The sequence below is a fragment of the Flavobacterium sp. SLB02 genome (assembly GCF_009664855.1).
Classification (GTDB): domain Bacteria; phylum Bacteroidota; class Bacteroidia; order Flavobacteriales; family Flavobacteriaceae; genus Flavobacterium.
On sequence record NZ_CP045928.1, the window covers coordinates 2,176,163 to 2,202,192 of the forward strand.

24 protein-coding genes are annotated in these 26,030 nt (G+C 32.9%); 11 read left to right on the forward strand and 13 right to left on the reverse strand.

The genetic code is table 11. The features are described 5' to 3' along the window. Nucleotides 1-111: 111 nt before the first annotated feature. From efp to GIY83_RS08460, 5 genes are all read right to left on the reverse strand, one after another. On the reverse strand, nt 112-678 hold the full coding sequence (gene efp, locus GIY83_RS08440) for an elongation factor P (RefSeq protein ID WP_072970794.1): 567 nt from the start codon (nt 676-678) through the stop codon (nt 112-114). Between the two features lie 92 nt (nt 679-770). Next, a complete protein-coding gene (gene lpxA, locus GIY83_RS08445) occupies nt 771-1,556 on the reverse strand; it encodes an acyl-ACP--UDP-N-acetylglucosamine O-acyltransferase (protein WP_065450097.1) in 786 nt (261 codons plus the stop codon). 74 nt (nt 1,557-1,630) lie between these two features. Continuing rightward, on the reverse strand, nt 1,631-3,019 hold the full coding sequence (locus tag GIY83_RS08450; RefSeq protein ID WP_065450304.1) for a bifunctional UDP-3-O-[3-hydroxymyristoyl] N-acetylglucosamine deacetylase/3-hydroxyacyl-ACP dehydratase: 1,389 nt from the start codon (nt 3,017-3,019) through the stop codon (nt 1,631-1,633). Continuing rightward, the gene (gene lpxD / locus GIY83_RS08455; protein ID WP_194614663.1) at nt 3,012-4,055 is read right to left on the reverse strand and encodes a UDP-3-O-(3-hydroxymyristoyl)glucosamine N-acyltransferase; all 1,044 of its coding nucleotides are present in this window, start codon (nt 4,053-4,055) and stop codon (nt 3,012-3,014) included. Before lpxD ends, GIY83_RS08450 begins: the two co-directional genes overlap by 8 nt. A gap of 39 nt (nt 4,056-4,094) precedes the next feature. Continuing rightward, nucleotides 4,095-5,324: an HD domain-containing protein gene (locus tag GIY83_RS08460; RefSeq protein WP_194614664.1), complete on the reverse strand. Its 1,230-nt coding sequence runs from the start codon at nt 5,322-5,324 to the stop codon at nt 4,095-4,097. 221 nt (nt 5,325-5,545) lie between these two features. Here GIY83_RS08460 and GIY83_RS08465 point away from each other — a divergent pair, with 221 nt between their 5' ends. The 5 genes from GIY83_RS08465 (at nt 5,546) to GIY83_RS08485 (ending at nt 9,948) form a co-directional block, all read left to right on the forward strand. Then, the gene (locus GIY83_RS08465; RefSeq protein WP_208686273.1) at nt 5,546-7,099 is read left to right on the forward strand and encodes a bifunctional response regulator/alkaline phosphatase family protein; all 1,554 of its coding nucleotides are present in this window, start codon (nt 5,546-5,548) and stop codon (nt 7,097-7,099) included. 163 nt (nt 7,100-7,262) lie between these two features. Beyond that, nucleotides 7,263-7,670: a tRNA (adenosine(37)-N6)-threonylcarbamoyltransferase complex ATPase subunit type 1 TsaE gene (tsaE, locus tag GIY83_RS08470; RefSeq protein ID WP_194614666.1), complete on the forward strand. Its 408-nt coding sequence runs from the start codon at nt 7,263-7,265 to the stop codon at nt 7,668-7,670. Nucleotides 7,671-7,779: 109 nt separating this feature from the next. Then, nucleotides 7,780-8,253 carry a GNAT family N-acetyltransferase gene (locus GIY83_RS08475; protein WP_194614667.1) on the forward strand — a complete coding sequence of 158 codons (474 nt, stop codon included), beginning with the start codon at nt 7,780-7,782 and terminating at the stop codon, nt 8,251-8,253. Nucleotides 8,254-8,337: 84 nt separating this feature from the next. Then, nucleotides 8,338-9,537, forward strand: a complete 1,200-nt coding sequence (locus GIY83_RS08480) for an alanine dehydrogenase (protein ID WP_194614668.1) — start codon at nt 8,338-8,340, stop codon at nt 9,535-9,537. 36 nt (nt 9,538-9,573) lie between these two features. Further along, nucleotides 9,574-9,948: a DUF4258 domain-containing protein gene (locus GIY83_RS08485; RefSeq protein WP_194614669.1), complete on the forward strand. Its 375-nt coding sequence runs from the start codon at nt 9,574-9,576 to the stop codon at nt 9,946-9,948. A 58-nt stretch (nt 9,949-10,006) separates the two neighbouring features. On the opposite strand, the gene GIY83_RS08490 is transcribed toward GIY83_RS08485, so the two are convergent. Continuing rightward, nucleotides 10,007-10,672 (reverse strand): uracil-DNA glycosylase, encoded by a 666-nt coding sequence (locus GIY83_RS08490; protein ID WP_194614670.1) that lies wholly within the window; start codon nt 10,670-10,672, stop codon nt 10,007-10,009. Nucleotides 10,673-10,804: 132 nt separating this feature from the next. Between GIY83_RS08490 and GIY83_RS08495 the strand changes: the two genes are divergently transcribed. Together GIY83_RS08495 and GIY83_RS08500 are read left to right on the forward strand one after the other, a co-directional pair. Beyond that, a complete protein-coding gene (locus GIY83_RS08495) occupies nt 10,805-12,970 on the forward strand; it encodes a DNA mismatch repair protein MutS (RefSeq protein ID WP_194614671.1) in 2,166 nt (721 codons plus the stop codon). A gap of 392 nt (nt 12,971-13,362) precedes the next feature. Beyond that, nucleotides 13,363-13,779, forward strand: a complete 417-nt coding sequence (locus GIY83_RS08500) for a thiol-disulfide oxidoreductase DCC family protein (protein ID WP_208687136.1) — start codon at nt 13,363-13,365, stop codon at nt 13,777-13,779. Nucleotides 13,780-14,182: 403 nt separating this feature from the next. On the opposite strand, the gene ettA is transcribed toward GIY83_RS08500, so the two are convergent. The 3 genes from ettA to holA all read right to left on the reverse strand — a co-directional run bounded on the left by ettA (nt 14,183) and on the right by holA (nt 17,236). Then, a complete protein-coding gene (ettA, locus tag GIY83_RS08505) occupies nt 14,183-15,874 on the reverse strand; it encodes an energy-dependent translational throttle protein EttA (protein ID WP_194614672.1) in 1,692 nt (563 codons plus the stop codon). A 106-nt stretch (nt 15,875-15,980) separates the two neighbouring features. Beyond that, the gene (locus GIY83_RS08510) at nt 15,981-16,163 is read right to left on the reverse strand and encodes a CAL67264 family membrane protein (RefSeq protein ID WP_035680915.1); all 183 of its coding nucleotides are present in this window, start codon (nt 16,161-16,163) and stop codon (nt 15,981-15,983) included. Nucleotides 16,164-16,231: 68 nt separating this feature from the next. After that, entirely contained in the window at nt 16,232-17,236 is a 1,005-nt protein-coding gene (gene holA / locus GIY83_RS08515; RefSeq protein ID WP_194614673.1) for a DNA polymerase III subunit delta, read from the reverse strand. Nucleotides 17,237-17,339: 103 nt separating this feature from the next. On the opposite strand from holA, the gene GIY83_RS08520 reads away from it, so the two are divergent. Genes GIY83_RS08520 through GIY83_RS08530 form a run of 3 tightly spaced genes read left to right on the forward strand, consistent with a single transcriptional unit; the run spans nt 17,340 to nt 19,704 of the window. After that, complete coding sequence (locus GIY83_RS08520; RefSeq protein WP_194614674.1) at nt 17,340-17,786, forward strand: type I restriction enzyme HsdR N-terminal domain-containing protein; 447 nt, start codon at nt 17,340-17,342, stop codon at nt 17,784-17,786. A 30-nt stretch (nt 17,787-17,816) separates the two neighbouring features. Further along, complete coding sequence (locus tag GIY83_RS08525; RefSeq protein WP_194614675.1) at nt 17,817-18,836, forward strand: glycosyltransferase family 2 protein; 1,020 nt, start codon at nt 17,817-17,819, stop codon at nt 18,834-18,836. 34 nt (nt 18,837-18,870) lie between these two features. Then, the gene (locus tag GIY83_RS08530) at nt 18,871-19,704 is read left to right on the forward strand and encodes an OmpA family protein (protein WP_194614676.1); all 834 of its coding nucleotides are present in this window, start codon (nt 18,871-18,873) and stop codon (nt 19,702-19,704) included. Between the two features lie 231 nt (nt 19,705-19,935). On the opposite strand, the gene GIY83_RS08535 is transcribed toward GIY83_RS08530, so the two are convergent. The 4 genes from GIY83_RS08535 to GIY83_RS08550 all read right to left on the reverse strand — a co-directional run bounded on the left by GIY83_RS08535 (nt 19,936) and on the right by GIY83_RS08550 (nt 25,369). Then, nucleotides 19,936-20,973, reverse strand: a complete 1,038-nt coding sequence (locus GIY83_RS08535) for a carboxypeptidase-like regulatory domain-containing protein (protein WP_208686275.1) — start codon at nt 20,971-20,973, stop codon at nt 19,936-19,938. Nucleotides 20,974-21,053: 80 nt separating this feature from the next. Next, on the reverse strand, nt 21,054-21,674 hold the full coding sequence (locus tag GIY83_RS08540) for an L-threonylcarbamoyladenylate synthase (protein WP_194614678.1): 621 nt from the start codon (nt 21,672-21,674) through the stop codon (nt 21,054-21,056). 225 nt (nt 21,675-21,899) lie between these two features. Continuing rightward, nucleotides 21,900-24,236, reverse strand: a complete 2,337-nt coding sequence (locus GIY83_RS08545; protein WP_208687138.1) for an ATP-dependent helicase — start codon at nt 24,234-24,236, stop codon at nt 21,900-21,902. Nucleotides 24,237-24,601: 365 nt separating this feature from the next. After that, entirely contained in the window at nt 24,602-25,369 is a 768-nt protein-coding gene (locus tag GIY83_RS08550; RefSeq protein WP_208686277.1) for a TSUP family transporter, read from the reverse strand. Nucleotides 25,370-25,493: 124 nt separating this feature from the next. On the opposite strand from GIY83_RS08550, the gene GIY83_RS08555 reads away from it, so the two are divergent. Next, nucleotides 25,494-26,015: a hypothetical protein gene (locus tag GIY83_RS08555; protein WP_173973031.1), complete on the forward strand. Its 522-nt coding sequence runs from the start codon at nt 25,494-25,496 to the stop codon at nt 26,013-26,015. Nucleotides 26,016-26,030: the final 15 nt, after the last annotated feature.

Sequence of the window (26,030 nt, forward strand, 5' to 3'; positions counted from 1 at the left end):
AATTAGAAAATGTGTCAATCAGAAATGTGTCAATCAGAAAATGAATGCTCAAAATTGTGATGATTCACTAATTTTCTAATTGACTCATTGACAAATTATCTAATTAAAAAACTACTCTTTTACACGTTCCATGTAATTACCAGAAGCGGTATCAATTTTAATTTTATCACCTTCGTTGATGAATAAAGGAACGTTTACAGTTGCTCCTGTTTCTACCGTAGCAGATTTTGTAGCATTTGTAGCAGTATTTCCTTTTACACCTGGCTCAGCATATGTAACTTCAAGAATTACAGAAGATGGCATATCTACAGATAATGGCAAATCAGTTTCAGTATTCACCTGAACCATTACGCTTGTTCCTTCTTTTAATAATCCCGGAGCATCCAGAATATTTTTATTCAAAGAAATTTGCTCAAAAGATTCTGTGTTCATAAAATGAAACTCATCTCCTTCAGCATATAAAAACTGGTAATTATGCGTTTCTACACGCACATCATCAATTTTATGTCCAGCAGAAAATGTATTATCTAACACTCTTCCTGTAGTTAAACTTCTCAATTTTGTTCTTACGAAAGCCGGACCTTTTCCGGGCTTTACGTGAAGAAACTCCACTATTTTATAGATATCGTGATTAAATTTAATACACAATCCGTTTCTAATATCTGATGTAGATGCCATTTGTTTTTGTTTTATTTGATATATTGTTCAATCGTTTAACCGTTTATTTGTTTCGATTAAACGATTAAACAAATAAACAATTAATTTTTCTATTAATAGTTTCCTGAATAACCTTTCATAATTCCTCTTGATGAATTTCTGATAAAATCCAGAATTTCATCTCTCTCAGGAGTGGCTTCCATTTCAGCTTCAATAATACTTAAAGCTTGTGTTGTATTGTAATTTTTTTGGTATAAAATTCTGTAAATTTCCTGAATTTCTCTGATTTTCTCAGTAGTAAAACCTCTTCTTCTTAAACCAACTGAATTGATTCCTACGTACGACAATGGCTCTTTTGCTGCTTTTGTATAAGGAGGAACGTCTTTTCTTACCAATGATCCACCAGAAATCATAGCATGATCTCCAATATGAATAAATTGGTGAATAGCTGCCAAACCGCCAATTACAGCATGATTACCAACCACAACGTGACCTGCCAAAGCAACACCGTTTACAATAATAGCATTATTACCAATCTCGCAATCGTGCGCAATGTGAGCATAAGCCATAACCAAACAATTATTACCTAAAATTGTTTGTCCTGAAGCAACTGTACCTCTATTGATTGTTACACACTCTCTAATAGTACAATTATCTCCTATAATAGCTAAAGAATCTTCTCCTCCAAATTTTAAATCTTGCGGCACTGCAGAAATTACTGCTCCCGGAAAAATATTACAATTTTTTCCAATTCTTGCACCTTCCATGATGGTTACATTTGAACCAATCCACGTACCATCACCAATAATGACATTATTGTGAATTGTTGTAAAAGGCTCAATTACAACATTTTTAGCGATTTTCGCGCCAGGATGAACATATGCTAATGGTTGATTCATCTGTGAGTTTTATATTTTATATTAAAATAGTCTAATTTGGGCAACAAACGTAAACAATAAATTTGATTAAACTATTATTGTTTTCTTGCAATTTGAGCCATTAATTCTGCCTCTGTTACCAACTTTCCATTTGCGTAAGCATTTGCCTGCATATGACAAATTCCTCTTCTGATAGGAGAAATTAACTCGCATTTGAAAATTAAGGTATCACCAGGCAATACTTTATGTTTGAATTTAACATTATCTATTTTCATAAAATAAGTTAAATAATTTTCAGGATCCGGAACCGTGCTTAACACTAAAATTCCACCTGTTTGCGCCATTGCTTCAACAATTAAAACACCTGGCATAACCGGAGCTTCAGGAAAATGCCCTACAAAGAAATTTTCGTTCATCGTTACATTTTTCATACCCACAACATGACTGTCAGACATTTCTATAATTCTATCGATTAATAAAAATGGAGGTCTGTGTGGCAAAACTGCCATAATTTTATGAATATCCATCAATGGCTCCAGATTTAAATCGTAAACCGGAACATGATTTCTTTGTTCTATTTTTATAATTTTTGCTAATTTTTTGGCAAACTGTGTATTTACATAGTGTCCTGGTTTATTAGCAATAATTTTTCCCTGAATTCTAACTCCAATCAAAGATAAATCTCCAACAACATCAAGTAATTTGTGTCTTGCAGCTTCGTTTGGATAATGTAATGTTAAATTATCTAAAACACCATTTGGCTTAACCGAAATTTTGTCTTTGCCAAAGGCTTTCTTTAAATTTTCCATTGTAGACTCCGATATTTCCTTATCTACATAAACAATAGCATTATTTAAATCTCCACCTTTGATTAATCCGTTTTCTAAAAGAGATTCTAATTCGTGCAAGAAACTAAAAGTTCTTGAATTAGCGATTTCTTCTTTAAAATCGGCTATGCTTTTCATTGTTGCATTTTGAGTACCTAAAACTTTAGTACCAAAATCAACCATTGCAGTTACCTGATAATCATCACTTGGCATCACTAAGATCTCGCTTCCCGTAGTTTCATCAGTAAACGAAATAACTTCCTTTACTACATAAACATTACGTTTAGCATCTTGTTCTTCTATACCTGCATTTTCAATCGCTTCAACAAAATATTTCGATGAACCATCCATAATAGGAAGTTCAGAGGCATTTAATTCTATAATAACGTTATCCAGATCACAACCAACTAAAGCCGCTAAAACGTGTTCAGGAGTTTGAATTTTTACACCAAGTTTTTCTAAATTTGTGCCTCTTTGCGTATTAACAACATAGTTAGCATCTGCTTCGATCACGGGCTGACCTTGCAAATCTACTCTAACAAAAGTGAAACCATTATTAATTGGAGCTGGTTTAAAAGTCATTGTAACTTCTTTTCCAGTGTGTAATCCAACGCCTGTTAGTGAAATTTCATTTTTGATGGTCTTCTGTTTAACCATTATTTCCATTTTTTGGGTTTATTATTTGTTTTTTTAATTCTTCAACTTCGGCAACAATTTTAGGCAGATTTCTGAAATGAACATATGATTTATTAAAATCACTATATCCAAGCGATGGCGATCCCTGCAATGTTTCATCATCTTTAATGTTTCTTGCTACTCCTGACTGAGCCTGCAATCTTACATTATTACCTATAATTAAGTGGCCTGCGATACCTACTTGCCCGCCAATCATACAGTTTTCTCCTATTTTTGTAGAACCTGCCACGCCTGTTTGGCCAGCAATTACAGTATTTCTGCCAATTTCTACATTATGGGCAATCTGAATTTGATTGTCTAATTTAACTCCTTGTCTAATTATTGTAGAACCAAGAGTCGCTCTGTCTATTGTGGTATTGGCTCCTATATCTACATTATCTTCAATGATAACGTTTCCTATTTGAGGAACCTTACTATACACCCCTTCTTCATTTGGCACAAAACCAAAACCATCCGCACCAATAATGGCTCCTGAATGAATCGTACAATTGTTACCAATTAAAGTTTCAGAATAAATTTTGGCGCCTGCAAAAATATACACATTATCGCCAATAACAACATTATCGCCAATAAAACTGTTTGGATAAATTTTTACATTATCTCCCAGAACTACATTTTGCCCTATATAACTAAAGCTTCCCAGATATAAATTTTCTCCATATTTAGTTCCTTCAGACATAAAAGATTGCGCTTCTATTCCGTTTTTATTCAATTTTACCTGATTATAAAATTGTAAAAGCTTAGAAAAAGAGGCATACGCATCTTCTACCTTAATCAAAGTTGTAGTGATTTCTGCATCTGGTACAAAACTATCATTAACAATAGTAACTGATGCTTTTGTAGTATATATGTAATTGATATATTTGGGATTAGCCAAAAAAGTAAGCGATCCTTCCTCGCCTTCTTCTATTTTAGACAGCCGAGAAACTTCTGCATTGGGATTCCCAACAACTTCTCCTTCTAAAATTCCTGCTATTTGTTCTGCTGTAAATTTCATTGCGACAAAAATATAAAAAATAGATTTTAAATGTTAATTTTAGATAAGTTGTTTTGGAAAACAGATGTAATATTTTGTAACTAATTTAGATAACGATTTCAAATTCAGCTGATCAGAAGCTTCGACAACATCCTCAATTGTTTTATCTTTTTTGAAAATTCGTATTGGTTCAGCTTCTTTGCTATAGGCCTGATTTTTTATTTTTCCTCTAAAAATAAAATATCCAGCCTCTAACTGCGTAATATGGTGCGCGTTAGCAAATTCTTCTTTTAAAGATTGGGATTCTTCTGCCGAAATTTTCTCAGCACTCAATTTAATTTTCAATAAATCTCTATTAATCAACATTTTACTTAAAGTAGAAAGCACAAAATCTTCTTGCTTTTGCCATGCTTTCAAAGCGCTAATGATATCAAAATCATCTAGTTGAGAAAATAAATCTAATTTATCAGCATCAAAATCTTCTAAAGTCACTTTATTTTGCATAAAATACAAAAGAGGCTCACTGCAAGGCAAATTAATTCCTTTTAATGTTAATTCTTTGGCTCTTTTTAGTACATTCATCAAAATTAGCTCTGCAACCAAACTTGTTTTATGCAAGTAAGCCTGCCAGTACATTAATCTTCTCGAAAGCAAAAATTTCTCTACCGAGTAAATTCCTTTTTCTTCGATTACCAAAACACCATCAACAACATTCATCATCTGAATTAAACGCTCAGAATTGACATTCCCTTCGGCAACTCCGGTGTAAAAACTATCTCGTTTCAAATAATCCATTCGATCCATATCCAATTGACTTGAAATCAATTGCAGCATAAATTTCCTGTGATATTCTCCTTTAAAAACCTGGATCGCCAGACTCAGTTTTCCATCAAATTCATCATTCAACTGATTCATGAATAATAACGAAATCGCTTCATGATTCACATCTTCGACAATGCTTTTTTCCATAGCATGTGAAAACGGACCATGACCAATATCGTGCAGTAAAATAGCTATTAGTAAAGCACATTCTTCATCACTGGAAATCGCAACTCCTTTAAAACGAAGTGTTTCTACAGCCTTCTGCATTAAATGCATACAGCCTAAGGCATGATGAAAACGCGTGTGATTGGCTCCGGGATAAACCAAATACGACATTCCCATTTGCGAAATACGGCGTAAACGCTGAAAATAAGGATGCTGAATTAAGTCGTAAATAAGTTCGTTCGGGATAGAAATAAACCCGTAGATGGGATCATTGAATATTTTTAACTTATTGATATGAGTCACTATTTGGTTATTTTTAGGTCAACAAATATAAGTAATTAACTATAAACAGCTTTGTGTTTTTCATTTAAAAATTGACATTAAATTGTCGTGATTTTCAATGCAATACTAAATTCAAAAAAAGTTTTAATGTAAAAATCACTATTTGTTATTCTGAAATTTATACTATTTTTAATACTTTTTAAGTTCTATACCTCTAAATTGCATTAAAATTAAATACGTTTATGGATAAGATAAAAATACTTTGGGTTGATGATGAAATCGATCTTTTGAAACCACATATATTATTTCTGGAGAAAAAAAACTACGCTGTAACCACTTGTAACAATGGTTTAGACGCTATCGCCTTATTTGAAGAAGATAATTTTGACATTGTTTTTCTTGATGAAAATATGCCGGGAATGAGTGGCCTGGAAACACTTTCTGAAATGAAAGAAAAAAAATCGGCTATCCCGATGATTATGATTACAAAAAGCGAAGAAGAGTATATAATGGAAGAAGCCATTGGTTCTAAAATCGCTGACTATTTGATAAAACCGGTAAATCCGAATCAGATTTTACTGAGTTTAAAGAAAAATCTGGATCATTCGAGGTTAATTTCTGAAAAAACAACTCTAGATTATCAAAAAGAATTCAGGAAAATTTCGATGGAAATGGCGATGGTTAATTCCTATGAAGACTGGGTGGAATTGTATAAAAAGTTAATTTTCTGGGAACTTGAATTGGAAAACATCAACGACCAGGCGATGATTGAAATCCTTGAATCCCAAAAAGTTGAAGCCAATTCGCAATTCGGAAAATATATCGAAAGAAATTATGAAGACTGGTTTGCTCCAAAAGCAGATAAACCAATTCAGTCCCACAATTTATTTAAGGAATTAGTAGTTCCTGAAATTAAAAAGAAAGACAAACCAATTTTGTTGGTTGTAATTGATAATTTACGTTACGACCAATGGAAATCTTTTGAAACCGTTGTGGCAAATTATTACAAATTAGAAAAAGAAGTTCCTTATTTCTCTATCCTTCCTACGGCAACGCAATATGCCAGAAATGCTATTTTCTCAGGTTTATTGCCTACAGAAATGGAGAAACAGTTCCCGCAATACTGGAAAAATGATGTTGAAGACGGCGGAAAAAACCTTTATGAAGCTGAATTTCTTTCGGCGCAATTAAAACGTTTGGGATTAAACATCAAAGAAGATTATTTTAAAATCACCAATTACGCAGGCGGAAAAAAACTGGCAGAAAACTTCAAAGCTTTAAAAGGCAATGATTTAGTGACGGTTGTTTACAATTTTGTCGATATGTTATCGCACGCAAAAACCGAAATGGACGTTGTAAAAGAACTTGCTTCTGATGATAAAGCATATCGCTCACTGACTTTAAGCTGGTTTAAAAACTCTCCACTTTTAGAAATTATTCAGCAAGCACAACTTTTAGGTTTCAAATTGATCCTGACTACAGATCACGGAACAATTAATGTAAAAAACCCATCAAAAGTAGTTGGAGATAAAAATACAAGTTTAAATTTGCGCTACAAAACCGGACGTAGTTTAACATACGAACATAAAGATGTTTATGTTGTAAAAGAACCTAAAGACATTGGTTTACCGGCTATAAACATGAGTAGTTCGTTTATTTTTGCTAAAAATGATTTCTTTTTAGCTTATGTAAACAACTACAATCATTATGTGAGTTATTACAGAAATACGTATCAACACGGCGGAATTTCATTAGAAGAAATGATTATTCCTTTTTTGGTATTTAACCCGAAATAGAAAAGTTTTCAGTCGCAGTTTACAGTAAAAAGAAATTACCACAGATTCACACAGATTAGAAAAATCAATAAAATCTTTTAATCTGTGGCAAAAAAAACGCAGTTTACAGTTTCCAACTAAGACTGAAAACTGTGACTGAGACTATAATTAATAAGTAATAAAAATGGATATCGTTTTTTCATTAGATCAAATTCAAGAAGTAGCAGAGCAAATTTTAGCACAAAATCCAAAGAAGATTATTCTCTTTAATGGAGAAATGGGTGTTGGAAAAACTACTCTAATCAAACAACTATGTAAAAGTCTTGGAGTTGAAGATGCAACTAGCAGTCCGACTTTTTCTTTAGTAAATGAATATTACACTTCTAACAATAACATTGTGTATCATTTTGATTTTTACAGATTAAATAAAGAAACTGAAGCTCTTGATATGGGCGTTGATGATTATCTATATTCAGGAAACTGGTGTTTTATAGAATGGTCTGAAAAAATTGCCAGTTTACTTCCTGAGGAACATTCTGTTGTGACAATTGAGTTATTGGCAGATGGAAAAAGAGAATTAAAATTGGTTTAAAATATTGCACAAAGATTCACTAAGATCTCACAGAGAAACACAAAATCATTTTTACAACTTTGTGATACTTTGTGAAAAAACTTTGCGAAACAACTTCTATCAAAACATAATGGGCAAACGAAATATAGTAGAAATAATCCCTTTCTCATCAGATTTAAAAGAACCAATCAAAACTTTAAATAAAGAATGGCTTCAAAAATATTTTAAAGTTGAGGAAAAAGACGAAATAGTACTTTCTAATCCACAGGAGGAAATCATTGATAAAGGCGGATTGATTTTTTATGCTAAATATAAAGGTGAAATTATTGGAACAGTTTCTTTAATGAAAATCGATTACGACACTTTTGAACTCAGTAAAATGGCCGTTTCAGATAAAGCGCAAGGTCTCGGAATTGGAAATCAGTTACTAATTCATTGTTTGGCTGTAGCCGAAGAAAATAACATCAGGAAGCTCATTTTGTATTCGAACCGAAAATTACTTCCTGCAATTCATTTGTATGAAAAATTCGGTTTTGTCGAAGTTCCCTTAGGAAATGTTAGCTATGAAAGAGCCGACATTAAAATGGAAAAAATTATACCTTAATTTCATGACGTAGTATTAGCAGAATTTTTACACTGATTTTAAAACTTTTTACGTAATTTGTACTCTTAATTTTTCGCACAACCCATGTCAATCACCTTAACTCCATTTACGAAACAACAATTGTTGCCACAAGAAGAAAAACTTGAAGTGGGCCGATTCAAGAGAGAACTTTTTATAGGGATCCCTAAAGAAACAAGTTATCAGGAACGTCGTATTTGCTTAACTCCAGATGCTGTCAACTCCCTGACTTATGAAGGTCATCGCGTTATGATTGAATCCGGAGCCGGAGAAAGTTCAAGCTACTCTGACAAGGAATACTCTGATGCAGGAGCTGAAGTAACAAAAGATACTAAAAAAGTTTTTGGATGCCCAATGCTGCTAAAAGTAGAACCACCTACTATAGCAGAAATTAAAATGATTAATCCTGAAACGATTATTATTTCGGCTATTCAGTTAAAAACCAAAAAGAAAGAATATTTCGAAGCCTTGGCGCAAAAAAAGATTACTGCACTTGCCTTTGAGTATATTAAAGACGAGGACGGTTCTTATCCTGCTGTTAAATCATTAAGCGAAATTGCCGGAACAGCTTCTGTACTTATTGCTGCCGAATTGATGATTACAAACGAATTTGGGAAAGGACTTTTATTCGGAAACATTACCGGTGTCCCTCCTACCGAAGTTGTAATCTTAGGTGCCGGAACAGTTGGAGAATTTGCCGCTAAAACCGCCATTGGTTTGGGCGCAAATGTAAAAGTTTTTGATAATTCGATTACAAAATTACGTCGTTTGCAAAACAACTTAAATCAAAGAATCTTTACTTCTACTGTGCAGCAAAAAGCATTGCTAAAAGCATTAAGACGTTGCGATGTTGCTATTGGCGCCATGCGCGGAAAGGAACGTTGTCCGATTATAGTGACAGAAACGATGGTAGAGCACATGAAAAAAGGTGCTGTAATTGTTGATGTAAGTATCGACACCGGCGGATGCTTTGAAACCTCGGAAGTTACAACCCATGAGAAACCGACTTTTATAAAAAGTAATGTTCTGCATTATTGTGTTCCTAATATCCCTTCAAGATACTCCAAAACTGCATCGTTATCAATAAGTAATATATTGACTCCTTATTTGCTTCAAATAGCTGAAGACGGAGGTTTAGAAAGTGCCATACGATGCAATAAAGGTTTAAAAAACGGAATTTATCTGTATCACGGAATTTTAACCAACAAAGCAATTGGAGAGTGGTTCGATTTACCGGATAACGACATTAATTTACTTGTATTTTAAGGGAACTTTAATGTACCTTTGCAAAAAATTTATTTCATGAAGTTCGTACACCGTTTTGCATATTATCTTATTGGTTTAGTTATGGGATGCTTTTTTGTAGCCCTTGTTTTTAGCGGAAAAGATACCCGTTGCAACTACTTTCCTAATGCCAGAGTTTTAAATAATTTACGCACAAAACCTTTTCAATATTCTGAAAAAGCAGTTCAGACCTTAAATGAAAAATGGATTGATACAGCTGATATTAAAAATACATTGAAATTTGGAGATGTTGATTTTGATCAAAGCAACGTTCCTTTCAAAAAAGGAAAACTTTATATTATCGAAGGAAAAACAGTTAAAAACCAGGAAGTAATTCTAAAGGTGATCAACTACGAAAATAAAGCAGTCTTGGACGAGATTATAAAAAAATAAAAAGAAGCCAGTTATTTAACTGGCTTCTTTTTTATTGTATATTCCATTTGGCTTATCATTACCATTCAATTTCTTTCAATCCTTTTGACTTTAGAAAAGTATTTGCCTGACTAAAATGTTTATTTCCAAACCAAAAACCTCTATTTGCGCTTAAAGGAGATGGATGTCCTGATTTTAAAATATGATGTTTCGAAGCATCAATTAGTGTGGCTTTCTTTTGGGCAAAACCTCCCCATAATAAAAAAACAACATCTTTACTATTAGCAGAAATTTGCTTAATTACAGCATCTGTAAATTTCTCCCAACCTTTTCCCTGGTGACTTCCTGCCTCAGATTGTCTAACAGTTAATGTAGCGTTTAAAAGAAAAACACCCTGATCTGCCCATCGTTCTAAATTACCTGTTTTAGGAATTGGTATATTTAAATCAGTTTCGATTTCCTTGAAAATATTTTGAAGAGAAGGCGGAAATGAAATCCCGTCATTTACAGAAAAACATAATCCATTTGCCTGATTAGGTCCGTGATAGGGATCTTGTCCGATTATCACAACTTTTACCTGATCAAAATGACAATGGTCAAAAGCTGAAAAAATCTGACTCCCTTTTGGATAACAAACCTTAGTCGAATATTCAGATTTTACAAAATCAATCAATGAATTGAAATATGGTTTTTCAAATTCTTCATTCAAAACCGGTTTCCAGGAATCATGCATTTTTATGTCCATATCTTTTTTTATGCGAATTTCAGGATTTTTTTATTTAAATCATATTTACCAATCATAAATTTAGACATAAACTTTGTAGAATTGAATACTAATGTTTTCGTACTTTTGTGTGTACTTTGTTAAAGAAAATAAATGATATCCATTACCGAAAAAACATTACAAGATTTACAATTCCCTACAGTGCTCGAAACTATTTCGGCAGGCTGTAATACAGATATAGGAAAAGAAAAAGCTTTAAAAATAACACCATTTAGAGATAAAGAAACTTTGATGCAGGCTTTAATGCAAACATCTGAATATGTTTCATCTTTTGAAAATAACAACGCCATTCCCAATCACGGATTTGACGCCATAACGCACGAAATTAAATTTCTGGCAATTGAAGATAGTTTTCTTGAAGTAGGAAGTTTTAGAAAAATTGCGACACTTTCGTCAACAGCAAATTTCTTGCTGAATTTCCTCAAAAAATTTGATGACTATTATCCAAACTTAAACGCAAGAGCTTCAAGAGTTGAATACACGAAAGATATTGTAACTCTCATAGATGCTATTGTAGACAAATACGGAGAAATCAAAGACAATGCTTCACCGGCTTTATTGAGTATTCGTCAGAATATGAATATCGTTCGTGGTAAAGTAAACCAAAGTTTTGGAATGGCACTTTCTCATAATAATAGTCTTGGTTATTTAGATGACATTAAAGAAAGTTTTGTACAAAATCGTAGAGTGCTTGCGGTTTTAGCAATGTATCGCCGTAAGGTAAAAGGCTCTATTTTAGGAAGTTCTAAAACCGGGAGTATTGCTTATATCGAACCAGAAGCTACTTTGCAATATTCAAGAGAACTAGCAAATCTTGAATATGAAGAAAAGGAAGAAATCACGAGAATTTTAAAACAATTATCGAATGCCATTCGACCATTCTTGCCTATACTTATTGAATATCAGGAATTTCTAAGTGATATTGATGTAGTTGCAGGAAAAGCAAAATATGCTAACAGAATAAACGGAATTTTGCCGACAATTACCGAAGAAAGAAGATTGTTTTTTAGAGAAGCGTATCACCCGATTTTGTATTTGAACAACAAGCAAAAGAACGAAGTTACGCATCCGCAAACTATTGAACTAAAACAAGATAATCGTATTATTGTAATCTCTGGTCCAAATGCCGGAGGTAAAACAATTTCGCTTAAAACGGTTGGTTTATTGCAATTGATGCTGCAATCAGGAATGCTAATTCCGGTCCACGAACGAAGCGAGACCTTTTTGTTTGATAGAATTTTAACAGACATTGGAGACAATCAATCTATTGAAAATCATTTAAGTACTTATAGTTACCGATTAAAAAACATGAATTACTTTTTAAAGAAATGTAATAAGAAAACCATGTTTTTAATTGATGAATTTGGTACAGGTTCAGATCCTGAATTAGGTGGTGCTTTGGCGGAAATTTTCCTGGAAGAATTTTACCATCGTGAAGCTTTCGGAATCATTACAACGCACTATTCGAATTTGAAAATTTTGGCGAACGAATTACCGTATGCAACAAATGCGAATATGATGTTTGATGAAAAATCATTGGAACCAATGTACAAATTGGCTCTAGGTCAGGCCGGTAGTTCCTTTACTTTTGAAGTTGCGTTGAAAAACGGAATCCCATTTGGATTGATCAATCGTGCTAAAAAGAAAATCGAAGTTGGGAAAGTTCGTTTTGACAAAACCATTGCAACTCTTCAGAAAGAACGTTCGAAATTGGAAAAAACTTCTATCAATTTGAAAGAAGAAGAAACCCGAGCGCGCGAAGAGAGTAAAAAGATGGAGAACATAAATGTAAAAATCAAACAGAAACTGGAAAGTTATCAGGAATTATATGATAGCAACCAAAAGACAATTTACATTGGTCAGAAAATTGAAGACATCTCGGAGAAATATTTCAACAATAAAAATAAAAAAGAACTTATTGGAGAATTTTTAAAAATCATAGAAATTGAAAATTCAAAACGTAAAAAAGCAACTCCAAAAGAAGCCAAGGCTATAATCGAAAAGAAAAAAGAAGTTATCGCAGAAGTTTCTGTTCAGGTTGAAGAAATCCGAAAAGAGAAAAAAGAAAAGAAACTTAAACCTGTTATTGAAAAACCAAAACCAATTTTAAAAGTTGGCGACAGAGTAAGAATGCTCGACGGAAGATCTGTTGGAAGCATCGACTCAATAGAAAAAAACAAAGCAACAGTAAATTACGGAATCTTTACTTCAAAAGTAAGTCTGGACGAATTGGAATTAGTTGAAGCTGCAAAGAAGTAAGTTTTCTGTCTCAGTTACGGTTTTCAGCTATAAAAAGACTTAAATTTTATCGAAAATTAAAATAAAGCGATTTTAGCAAAGATTTTCAGAAAGACTATTAAGAAGATGGATTATTTTTAAAAATTGCTTAAAATTTATTTATGAAAGAGGTTTTTAATTTATAAAAATTATGGATTACCAATTTTTAATAATAAAAATTGATAGTCATTTTTTGTTATTTCGAGGAACGAGAAATCACACACATAACTCCGTAAAGTAAGTCGCCAATCTTTGTCGATCACCTAGTGTGATTTCTCGTTCCGCGAAATGACAAACTAGATGTTAGCTTTTTCAAAGTTTAAAACTTTGAAAATGCATAAGAACTTAAAACCTTTAACTTGAAACTTTTCCAAATGCAGGATAATCTTCCACAGGACAAAAAAATAATTCTCTTTGACGGTGTATGCAATTTATGCAATGGCACAGTTCAGTTTATTATCAAACATGATAAAAAAGATATCTTTAGATTTGTCGCGTTGCAATCAGAATTGGGAATTGAAATTTGTAATTATATTGGTGTAGACCGAACTAAAATTGACAGCATTATTTTATATCATCCAGGCGTAGCTTATTATTATAAATCTTCGGCGGTTCTTGAAATTGCAGAAGATTTGGGTGGAATTTATAGCCTCACTGGTATTTTTAAAATCTTCCCTGAAAAGTTTAGAAATTACATTTATGACTATGTTGCTAAAAATCGCTACAAGTGGTATGGCAAAAAAGAAAGCTGCATGATTCCTACTCCGGAGTTGAAGGCGAAATTTATTTAAATTTCAATTTTTCAAAATTCCAAATTCCAACTTTTGCGCAATATTGTCATTTCAAGGAACAAGAGATCTTCACAAGAAACTCTATAAAGTATTTGCATCTTTGCGGAATTTAGTCACGAAGCTTTTTCGTACCTCTAAATGACAAACTACACAAAAACATTATTATGGAAATAATTGCCCTAGCCCCGATAGGATTAGAAATCCTTTTGTGGCAGTCCCGATAGCTATCGGGAGCCATAAAAGATCGGAACGAATAGCGGGATTAGCTACTAAAAAAAAGATTTGTTTTTATAATAGATTTCGAAATGATACAACTTTGTCTTAAATAAAAAAATCCCAAATTCACAATAATTGGAATTTAGGATTTTATCCCGAGGCTTCGGGATGAAAATTACTCAGATTATTATCTAATCAACTTTCTGTATTTCAAACGTTTTGGAGTTAAATCACCGCCTAAACGTTTCTTTTTATTTTCTTCGTATTCAGAGAAACCTCCTTCGAAATAATACACTTCAGAATCTCCTTCGAAAGCCAGAATGTGTGTACAAATTCTGTCTAAGAACCATCTGTCGTGCGAAATAATTACAGCGCAACCGGCAAAATTTTCCAAACCTTCTTCAAGGGCACGAAGCGTATTTACATCTAAATCATTCGTAGGCTCATCCAGTAAAAGTACGTTTCCTTCTTCTTTCAAAGTCATTGCTAAGTGTAAACGGTTACGCTCTCCACCAGATAACATTGATACTTTTTTATTTTGCTCACCTCCACCAAAGTTGAAACGAGATAAGTATGCTCTTGAGTTCACTTGCTTTCCACCCATCATTACTAATTCCTGACCGTCAGCAAAATTCTCCCAAATAGATTTATTCGGATCAATGTTAGAGTGCGACTGATCTACGTAAGCAATTTTCACGGTTTCGCCAACTGAAAATTCTCCGCTATCTGTTTTTTCCTCACCCATAATCATTTTGAAAATGGTAGATTTACCAGCACCGTTTGGTCCAATGATTCCAACAATACCCGCTTGTGGCAAAGTAAAGTTTAAATTATCATATAGTAATTTATCACCAAAAGCCTTGGCAACATTTTTAGCTTCGATAACATTTGTACCTAAACGTGGACCATTCGGGATGTAGATTTCCAGGTTTTCATCCAATTGTTTTTGGTCTTCATTCAATAATTTATCGTAATTCTGCAAACGCGCTTTTTGTTTGGTTTGACGACCTTTTGCTCCCTGACGAACCCAGTCCAACTCACGCTCTAAAGTTTTTCTACGTTTAGATGCTACTTTTTCTTCTTGTGCCATACGGTTTGATTTTTGGTCTAACCAAGAAGAATAATTTCCTTTCCAAGGAATACCTTCTCCTCTATCCAACTCTAAAATCCAACCAGCAACATTGTCAAGGAAATATCTATCATGCGTTACAGCAATTACAGTTCCGGAATATTGAGCTAAATGCTGCTCTAACCAAAGTACAGACTCGGCATCAAGGTGGTTGGTAGGCTCATCGAGTAACAATACATCAGGCTGTTGTAACAACAAACGACATAAAGCTACACGACGGCGCTCTCCTCCTGAAAGGTTTTTGATTGGCGTATCACCTTCCGGAGTACGCAAAGCATCCATTGCAATTTCTAATTTGGTATCGATTTCCCAAGCACCAAGAGCATCAATTTTATCTTGTAAAGCAGCCTGACGATCCATTAATTTATCCATTTTATCTGGATCTGAGTAGTTCTCTTCAAGACCGAATAAATCATTAATTTGATTGTACTCTTCTAAAACAGCCATAGTTTCTGCAGCTCCTTCACGAACAATTTCGATAACAGTTTTAGAGTCATCAAGAATTGGCTCTTGCTCTAAATAACCTACAGTATAACCTGGTTGAAAAACAACATCTCCCTGATAATTTTTATCAACTCCTGCAATAATTTTTAAAAGAGAAGATTTTCCTGATCCGTTAAGTCCTAAAATACCAATTTTAGCACCATAAAAGAAACTCAGGTAAATGTTTTTAAGCACCGGTTTGTCTGCTCCCTGATAGGTTTTACTCAACTTTTGCATTGAGAAAATTACTTTCTTATCGTCTGACATTCTATTTATTTTTTAATTTTTATGATTATTTTTTTTTATTAACCTATTATATAGTGCAATTGATTTTTGCAATTGATATTGAGTTTGATATTGAGTTTTGATTTTTTTATACTCTACCTTTTAATGCATTAAAAACCCAGGCATTGGCAAAAAAACCAACACCAACTGCTACAAACCCCCAGCCAGAGACGTCTCTGTATCTAAAAGCGCCAAGACCTATAAGTAACAATCCCATAAGTACCATTATAAAAGTAGCCCATCCTAAAACGGTATTTTTATTCATTCCCATAATTGTGTAATTATTATTTTAAAAGTAGTAATTTTTTTAGAGATGCAAATATCGTGAATTTTCACGGCTTAATTAAATATTTTGTACAGCATTTCTTTTAATAAATCTGCCTGAGGTAATGCATTAGCTCCAACCCCTTTACTTTTAACATCAACATCACGCAGTGCTCCTACAATCTGACTTACTTTTCGCATTGGGTAATTCTTGATCGCTAAATCATATTCTTTTAGGAAATAAGGATTAACGCCAATTGCTGAAGCTACATTTTTAGGATTTTTGTCTTTAAGCCCATGATATTTTAAAAGCTGAACGAAAAACCCAAAAACTAATCCGGTTGTCATTACTAATGGATATTCTTTAGGATTATGCGCAAAGTTCTCCGCAATTTTATATGCTTTCAATTGATTGCGTTCACCAATTGCTTTCCGAAGTTCGAAAACATTATAATCTTTACTAAAACCAATATTTTCCTCGATATGCTGAGGCGTAATTACAGTTCCTTGCGGTAAAATAATCTGTAATTTTTCTAATTCATTATTGATTTTACTTAAATCTGTACCCAAAAACTCTACCAACATAGCATTGGCTTTTGGGTCTATCGTGTATTTTTTCCCAGCAAGTACGCGTTTTATCCAGTCACCAACCTGGTTTTCATACAGTTTTTTACTTTCGTAAACGATTCCGTTTTGCGCTAATAATTTGGTTACTTTTTTACGTTTATCAAGTGTTTTGTATTTGTAACAAAATACCAGAACCGTAGTTTCCATCGGATTATTTACGTACGACTCTATTTTATCAATTGTTCTTGACAAATCCTGGGCTTCTTTTACAATAACAACCTGACGATCAGACATCATAGGATAGCGCTTGGCCGTTGAAACAATATCTTCTACCGTAACATCTCTACCATATAATACCGTTTGATTGAATCCTTTCTCTTCTTCTAAAAGTATGTTCTGCTCAATATATTCCGATAATTTATCAATATAATAAGGCTCCTCACCCATTAAAAAATAAATAGGTTTTATATTTCCGGCTTTAATATCATTAACAATTTTTACAACTTCGTCCATTTATTTTAGTTTTCAGTGTTCAGTACCAGTAGGCAGTTTTAATTTTAAAAAAAAACAATTATCTAATTTTCAAATTGACTAATTTTCAAATTATATTTGCGCTATGCAGCAATTAAATTTTCCTTCTTATACTTTCCGATTCAAAAATAGCGAAAATAAAGTGTCTATTTTCGATGAAATCAGGAAAAAATTTATCATTCTTACCCCAGAAGAATGGGTGCGTCAGCATGTGGTTCACTATTTAATTGATGAGAAAAAATACCCTAAATCTCTAATCAATGTCGAGAAAGTTTTAACAGTCAACGGATTAAGAAAAAGATACGATATTGTGGTCTTTAATCCGGATGGTTCTATACATATATTAGTAGAATGTAAAGCGCCCAGCGTAAAGATATCTCAGGCAACTTTTGATCAGATTGCCCGTTACAATATGACAATGAAGGCACGGTTTTTGAATGTTACAAACGGTCTAAATCATTTTTACTGCCAAATGGATTTTGAAAACGAAAAATATCAGTTTTTAAGAAGTTTGCCAGATTATAATGAATAAAAATAATATTAAAAATAAATAGAATTACTTTTGGATAAAATTGCAGTTGTCATTTTAAATTGGAACGGCGTAAAATTGTTAGAGCAGTTTTTACCCTCTGTTGTTCAATTTTCGGAAGGAACCCAAATATATGTCGCTGATAATGCTTCGACAGATGATTCTATCAATTTTATCAAACAAAATTTTCCTACCATAAAAATAGTTGTAAACATTGGTAATCATGGCTTTGCAAAAGGTTACAATGATGCTTTACAACATATAGATGCTGAAATTTATGCTTTAGTAAATTCAGATATCGAAGTAACTGAAAATTGGCTAAACCCAATTATTGAAACTTTCAATAAAGAAAAACAAACCGCTATAATTCAGCCTAAAATTCTTGATTTTAAAAACAAGGAATATTTTGAATATGCTGGTGCTGCCGGTGGATTTATTGATAAATATGGTTTCCCGTTTTGCCGTGGACGTATTTTTGATACTTTAGAAAAAGACAATGGCCAATACGATGATAATTGTGAATTATTCTGGGCTTCAGGAGCTTGTTTTTTTATCAGAAGCGAAGTTTATCACGAATTAGGAGGTTTTGATGAAAGCTTTTTTGCGCATCAGGAAGAAATTGATTTGTGCTGGCGTGCGGCAAACGAAGGACACATCATTAAGTACAATTCAAAATCAGTTGTTTATCATGTTGGAGGAGCAACTTTACAACAGGGAAATCCTAAAAAAACGTATTTGAATTTTAGAAATTCATTGTTAATGCTTGTGAAAAACCTGCCTAAAAAAAGTTTGTTTTTTGTCATTTTCTTCAGAATGATTTTAGATGGCATCGCTGGTATGCGTTTTCTTACACAGGGAAAATTCGGGCATACTTTTGCAATTTTGAAGGCGCATTTTTCATTTTATTGCATATCTTTAAAATATCTGCGTGAGCGAAAAGATTTTCAGATACAGCAATACTATACTGTAAAAAGTATCGTTTTCTTGTATTACATAAAGAAACTGACCGTATTTAAAGAAATCTTTAACAGTAATCAAAATATTAAAAACTAAATTTGTAATCAACGTTTAATTAAATATAATACCTATGAGAAAAATAGTAATTGCACTATCAGTATTAATGGCCTTAACTTCGTGTGTATCGAAAAAGCAATACGCAGCTTTAGAAGCTAAGAACAAAGAGACACAAGATTTATTAAACTCTTGCACCGTAAAACTAAATGCTTGTTTAGAGGAAAAAGCAGGGTTAGCAGCTACAGCAGAAAGCTATAAACAACATAATCAAGATTTAATAAGCACTTCTAAAGACTTAACTGTATTAACAACTAAAGGAGCTGAAAATCTTGAAAAATCTTTAGAAAGTTTAAAAGAAAAAGACTTAAAAATATCAAGACTTCAGGATGCATTAACTAAAAAAGACAGTGTAACTTTAGCTTTAGTTACTAGCTTAAAAGGTGCTGTTGGAATTAATGATCCGGATATCGAAATCAACGTAGAAAAAGGAGTTGTATTTATTTCTATCGCAGACAAATTATTATTTAAAAGCGGTAGCTATGATGTAACTGACAAAGCTAAAGGTGTTTTGGCTAAAGTTGCAAAAGTAGTAAACGACAAACCAGATTTCGAATGTATGGTTGAAGGTCACACAGATAATGTTCCTTACAAAAGCAACGGAATTTTGTTAGACAACTGGGATTTAAGTGTTAAACGTTCTACATCTATTGTACGTGTATTAACAAATGATCTTGGTGTGAACCCTGCTAAATTAATCGCAGCTGGTAGAAGTTCTTATGTACCATTAGTTGCTAATGATACTCCGGATGACAGAGCCCGTAACAGAAGAACTCGTATTGTGGTTATGCCAAAAATCGATCAATTCTATGATATGATTGAAAAAGAAATGAAAAAACAACAAAAATAATTTAAGTTTTTCACATACTTTATTGAACAGAAAAAGCAGGTCAATTGACCTGCTTTTATGTATCCCTAACTTTTTTAATAACCAATTAAATATAAATTAAGAATAGCATTATCTTTAAACTAACTAAATTTTAACTAATCTAAAGTTAGTTATTATTTTTCAACTTTTATATCATTTAAGTATTTTTTTACAAATACTTTACATCTATCACTTTTTGAATACTACAATTTATCACATTCTATAATTTAAGGGTAATAAATCACCAACTTTCTTTTCTGCAATTTTACCCAAAAAAAGTATATCATTAATATTTGAATTATTTCCATACTTATATATAGAAAAATTATCTGTAAGGAAAACTATTTTTGATGACTCACTGTTATTAAACATAACTTTATAAGAAGCTACTACATCGCTTATATTTTCTTCATTTTTAACTTCTCCTTTTGGTTGTGGAAGAATGGTAACTTTTACAAGATCATTTTCTTTATTAATTCTAAAACGTACATTTGGATCAAGATTGTTAGAGTCATTAAATAATAAAAATTTATCTGATCCCCAATCTTTATTTGCTAAAGTCCTGAAAAATTGAACTTGTGAACCTTGAAAAGCTTTTTCCCGACGTTCTAAAATTTCTGGAGAATTGTTAATTTCCTCAAAACGACTTACTCCCTGATAAAAGTTATTTATTACATCTTTGGAACTAATACTTACTTTATCAAATGTAATTTCAAAACCAACTAATTCATAATTAATTTTATATCCTAAAGAGCTATTCATAATAACCAAAGGTTTATCTGAAAAGGCAGTAAACATCAACTTTTTTTTATCATATTTAAATTGAATGTCATCTTCATTATATATTACGGTTGATTTTGCATTTTTTGTCTGACCTAAAAAATATTCTCTAAAAAGTTTTAATTTCTGAGCTCTGGTAAACAATTCCTTTGTATTAATAACAACTTCTTTAAGTTGATTTTTAGAAACTGTCATTTTAATATTTAATGGTTTAGTACTATCTAAACCACTTAGATATTCTCTATCGTACCCCATAAAACTTACTACCAATACACTATTAGCATTGGGTTCGTATCTTATGGAATAATCTCCGTTTGCATCTGAAACAGTAGAAAATGTAGTTCCGTCAAAATAAATATTTACACCTTGCAGGGGAATATTATCCTTACCTACAATTTTACCTTTGAGGATATTTTGCGAAAATATAGTAACAGAAGAAAATAAGAATAAAAAAAGGTAAAGGTTTTTCATAAAAAATAAAAGGTTTGATTAATTATTAGCTAATTAACCAAACCTTTTATTAATATCCAAGATATTGTATTGAATTATTCTTACAATATATCTATATCTCCTTTTCCTTCCCTAACAACAACCGGTTCGCCTTCTGATAAGTCAATAATTGTCGAACCAACATTATCACCGTAACCTCCATCAATAACAAGATCAACAAGATTTTGCCATTTCTCAAAAATCAATTCCGGATCTGTCGTATACTCGATTACATCATCTTCATCACGAATAGAAGTCGACACAATAGGGTTTCCTAATTGGCGAACAATTTCTAAAGCAATATTATTATCAGGAACACGAATACCTACCGTAGTTTTCTTTTTAAATTCTTTAGGCAGATTATTGTTTCCAGGTAAAATAAAAGTATAAGGACCAGGCAACGCTCTTTTTAAAATTTTAAAAGTAGACGTATCAATCTGACGAACATAATCTGAAAGATTACTCAAATCATGACAGATGAAGGAGAAATTAGCTTTTTCAAGCTTAACTCCTTTTATTTTGGCAATTTTTTCTAAAGCCCGCGAATTGGTAATATCACAACCTAAACCATAAACGGTATCAGTTGGATAAATTACTAAACCTCCGTTCTGAAGCACTTTTACCACCTTGGCAATTGCGGCTTCACTAGGTTTATCTGGATATATTTTTATGAACTCAGCCATTTTTTAGAATAAAGATGTTAGATTATAGAATAAAGACTACTCTTTACTCCTTTTATTTTTTTTTAAGTAATAATAACATTCCAACTTAAAATAGATTTATCTTAAACTAAAAAGATACTTATTCTCTTGAAAATTATCAAAATTATGAAGGTCGAAAATCAAATCCGGTGATAAAAAATTGACTTTTAAAATTCTATTTTCTATCCTCTTTTTCTATATTCTTTCCTACCCTACCACATCTAATTTAGCAAATCTTAGCAACAATTTCTTGATACCTCCAACTTCAAATTTTATTTCTGCTTTTTTATCAGCACCAACACCTTCTAAATTCACGACTTCACCTTTACCGAAACGTTCGTGCATTACAACATTTCCAATAGTTAGCTTATTATCAAATAAATTCGGCGCAGCACTATTAGGATTCGTTCCTGTCATGGGCTTTAATTTACGAATATTCAAATCAGGCTTTGGCTGATTATTCGTAACATGTTTTGGTGGCGTAGATCCAATTGGTTTTGCCAGTCTTAATTTAGATTTGTCGACATCTCCAAAAATATCCCCATCGATAGGTGATTTATATCGGTAATTCGTTTCTGCCGGAGTTAAATATTCCAAGTATTGTGCGTCGATTTCTTCAATAAAACGCGATGGTTCGCTATCTGTCAGTTTCCCCCAACGGTAACGCGATTGTGCATATGTTAAATAAGCATGATGCTCTGCACGAGTTAAAGCTACGTAAAATAATCGACGTTCTTCTTCTAGTTCGCTTCTTGTGCTCATACTCATCGCACTCGGAAACAAATCTTCCTCCATTCCTACCACAAAAACATGAGGAAATTCCAATCCTTTTGCTAAGTGAATCGTCATTAATGCCACACGATCTTCATCAGATGTGTCTTTATCTAAATCAGTTGCAAGCGCTACATCTTCCATAAATTCAGACAAAGCTCCTCTTGCGCCATCAATTTCTTTTTGTCCTTCTGTAAAATCTTTTAAACCGTTTAAAAGTTCTTCGATATTCTGAATCTTTGCCATTCCTTCAGGAGTAGCATCTTTCTTTAATTCCTGAACAAGACCGGTTTTCTTAGTCACATAATCAGTAATATAAAAAGCATCCTGATTTTGATCAATAACCTGAAAACTCTGTATCATTGTCACAAAATCATTGATTTTGTTCTTTGTTCCTGTGTTCAGTTTCAAGTCGATTTTATCAATATTCACCATCACTTCCCAAATCGAACGCTTATAATGATTCGCGGCGATAGTCAACTTCTCAACCGTTGTATCACCAATTCCACGAGCCGGATAATTAATTACACGAACCAGCGCTTCTTCATCTTTTGGGTTAATTACCAAACGCAAATAACACAAAACATCTTTAATCTCCTTACGTTGGTAGAACGACAATCCACCATAAATACGATACGGAATATCTCTCTTACGCAAAGCATCCTCCATTGCACGCGACTGAGCATTCGTACGATACAAAATCGCAAATGCACCATTATGCAATTGATTTTGCATTTTTTGTTCAAAAATGGTACTTGCTACAAAACGTCCTTCTTCAGCATCTGTTAAACTACGATGTATTTTAATTTTTGAGCCAAAATCATTCGCAGTCCAAACTACCTTATCCAGTTTCGTTTTATTATGTTCCATTACAGTATTCGCCGCTTCAACAATATTTCTTGTCGAACGGTAATTTTGCTCTAAACGAAACATTATTACGCCTTCATAATCTTTCTGGAAATTCAAAATATTATTAATATTCGCCCCACGGAAAGCATAAATACTCTGCGCATCATCACCAACCACACAAATATTCTGAAACTTATCTGATAAAGCCCTAACAATCAAATACTGAGAATGATTCGTATCCTGGTACTCATCCACCAATATGTAACGAAAACGATTCTGATATTTGGCTAAAACCTCCGGAAAACGGGTCAATAACTCATTGGTTTTCAACAACAAATCATCAAAATCCATCGCTCCTGCTTTAAAACAACGCTCTACGTATTGCTGATAAATTTCTCCCAAACGAGGTCTTTTGGCCATTGCATCAGCCTCTACCAGTTCAGGATTATTGAAATAGGCTTTTACCGTAATCAAACTATTTTTATAATTAGATATACGTCCTAATATTTGTTTTGGTTTATAAACATCACGATCCAGCTGCATTTCTTTGATAATCGAAGAAATTAATCTCGCTGAATCCTGAGAATCATAAATGGTAAAATTCGATGGATAACCTAAATGATCCGACTCCGCACGAAGAATACGGGCAAAGATCGAGTGAAAAGTTCCCATCCAAAGATTTTTTGCTTCAGATGCTCCCACAATATCCGAAATCCTGTGCTTCATTTCACGAGCAGCTTTGTTCGTAAACGTAAGCGACAAAATATTGAAAGCGTCAATACCCTGCGCCATCAAATAAGCAATTCTAATAGTTAAAACACGGGTTTTTCCAGAACCCGCTCCAGCAATAATAATCATTGGCCCGTCTTTTTTTAGAACGGGTTGTCGTTGTGCCTCATTGAGCTGGTCAATGTACTTTTGCATGAAATTCTTCTCCATATGATGCAAAAATAAGAATTAATGATTGAATAAGCTACTACCTTTTTTTAAGATACTAAGTTTCTAAGATTATAAGTTTCTAATCCTTTTTTAGAAGCAGAACAATAGGCTTTTTTAATAAATATAGTTCCCGCTTTCGGCTATATCTCTCCGTTTCACTGCGAGGATACCGCCTCTATCGGGGCTAAATTAGAAACAATTGGCTTTTTCGAGAAAGTTGCTAAGTTACAAAGTCGTTAAGATTCTAAGTTTTTTTTTTTAGAATTTAATTATCTCAAAATTTAAACAATTAAAAATAATATATCCTAAAAATTAGCTTAGAATCTCAGAATCTTAGAAACTTAGTATCTTTATTTATAAAAAACATCGTAAGCAAATCGAATCAACGTACCAACCACCACAATCAAAAAGAAAATCCTAATAAAACCATTTCCTTTATTAATGGCCAGCTTAGCACCAAGCCATCCGCCAAGTCCGTTGCTAATTGCCATTGGAATTGCAATCGACCAAATGATTTTTCCTTTGATCATAAACAAACAAATCGAACCAAAATTAGTGGCCAGATTTACCATTTTAGCATTTGCAGAAGCGTGTAAAAAATCAAAACCTAAAAGAGCAATGAAGGCAACCACAAAAAAACTTCCGGTTCCCGGACCAATAAAGCCATCGTAGAAACCAACAATGATACTAATTACAACGGCATAAATAATTTGCGTTGTAGCCGAATGATCTTTGGCTACATGTTGTCCGAAATTCTTTTTCGCATAGGTATATACAAACAGCAACGATAAAACCACAAGCAACAGAGGTTTCATAAAATCATTACTGACCATTGTTAATATTGTAGATCCCAGAAAAGCTGAAGGAACCGCTAAACACATCATAATCAAAAGCAATCGCCATTGAATCACTACTTTTTTCATGTATTGAAAAGCGGCAAAAGCTGTTCCGCTAAAAGCAGGAATTTTTAAAGTTCCTATAACAGTCGAAACAGGCAAATTAGGCAATAATATCAATCCCATTGGGGTTTGAATTAATCCTCCGCCGCCAACAATTGCATCAATAAATCCGGCTGCAAAAGCAGCCAGACAAAGAAAAAATATGATATATAAATCCATTAATATTGTGTTTCAGGCGGTTTAAAAAGAAGTCTACAAAAGTAGACTTCCATTTTGTTTATTACAATAAAATTAAATCGGATTTCTCCTCAAAAAGTATATTTTTGTTGAAAAATTGAACCAAATGGATTATACACGAATTATAGAATTAGCCAGTTATACTTTACCAGCCATTGTTACAGGATTTGTGGCTTACAGCTTTTTTGAATTACACATAAAAAACAACGATAAAAAACGTAACTTTTTATTAAACAGAGAATATCAAAAACAATCTCTTCCAATACGTTTGCAAGCTTACGAGCGCATGACTTTATTTTTGGAACGTATCAATTTAACTAAATTACTAATCAGAATAACTCCTATTTCGAACGACAAACATGATTATGAAAATTATGTAATTGACCAGATCGAACAGGAATTCGAACATAATTTAACACAGCAAATTTATATGTCAGACGAGTGTTGGACAATCATTACTACTGCCAAAAACTCAACCATACAAATCATACGTAAAGCCGCTATGAGTGATCGCGTGGACAGTGCTGATAAACTACGTGAAGTAATCCTGAATGATTTATTAGAAAAACAATCACCAAGTAATGCTGCTTTAGGATATATCAAAAATGAGGTATCTGAGTTGTGGTAAAATTATAATTGCAGA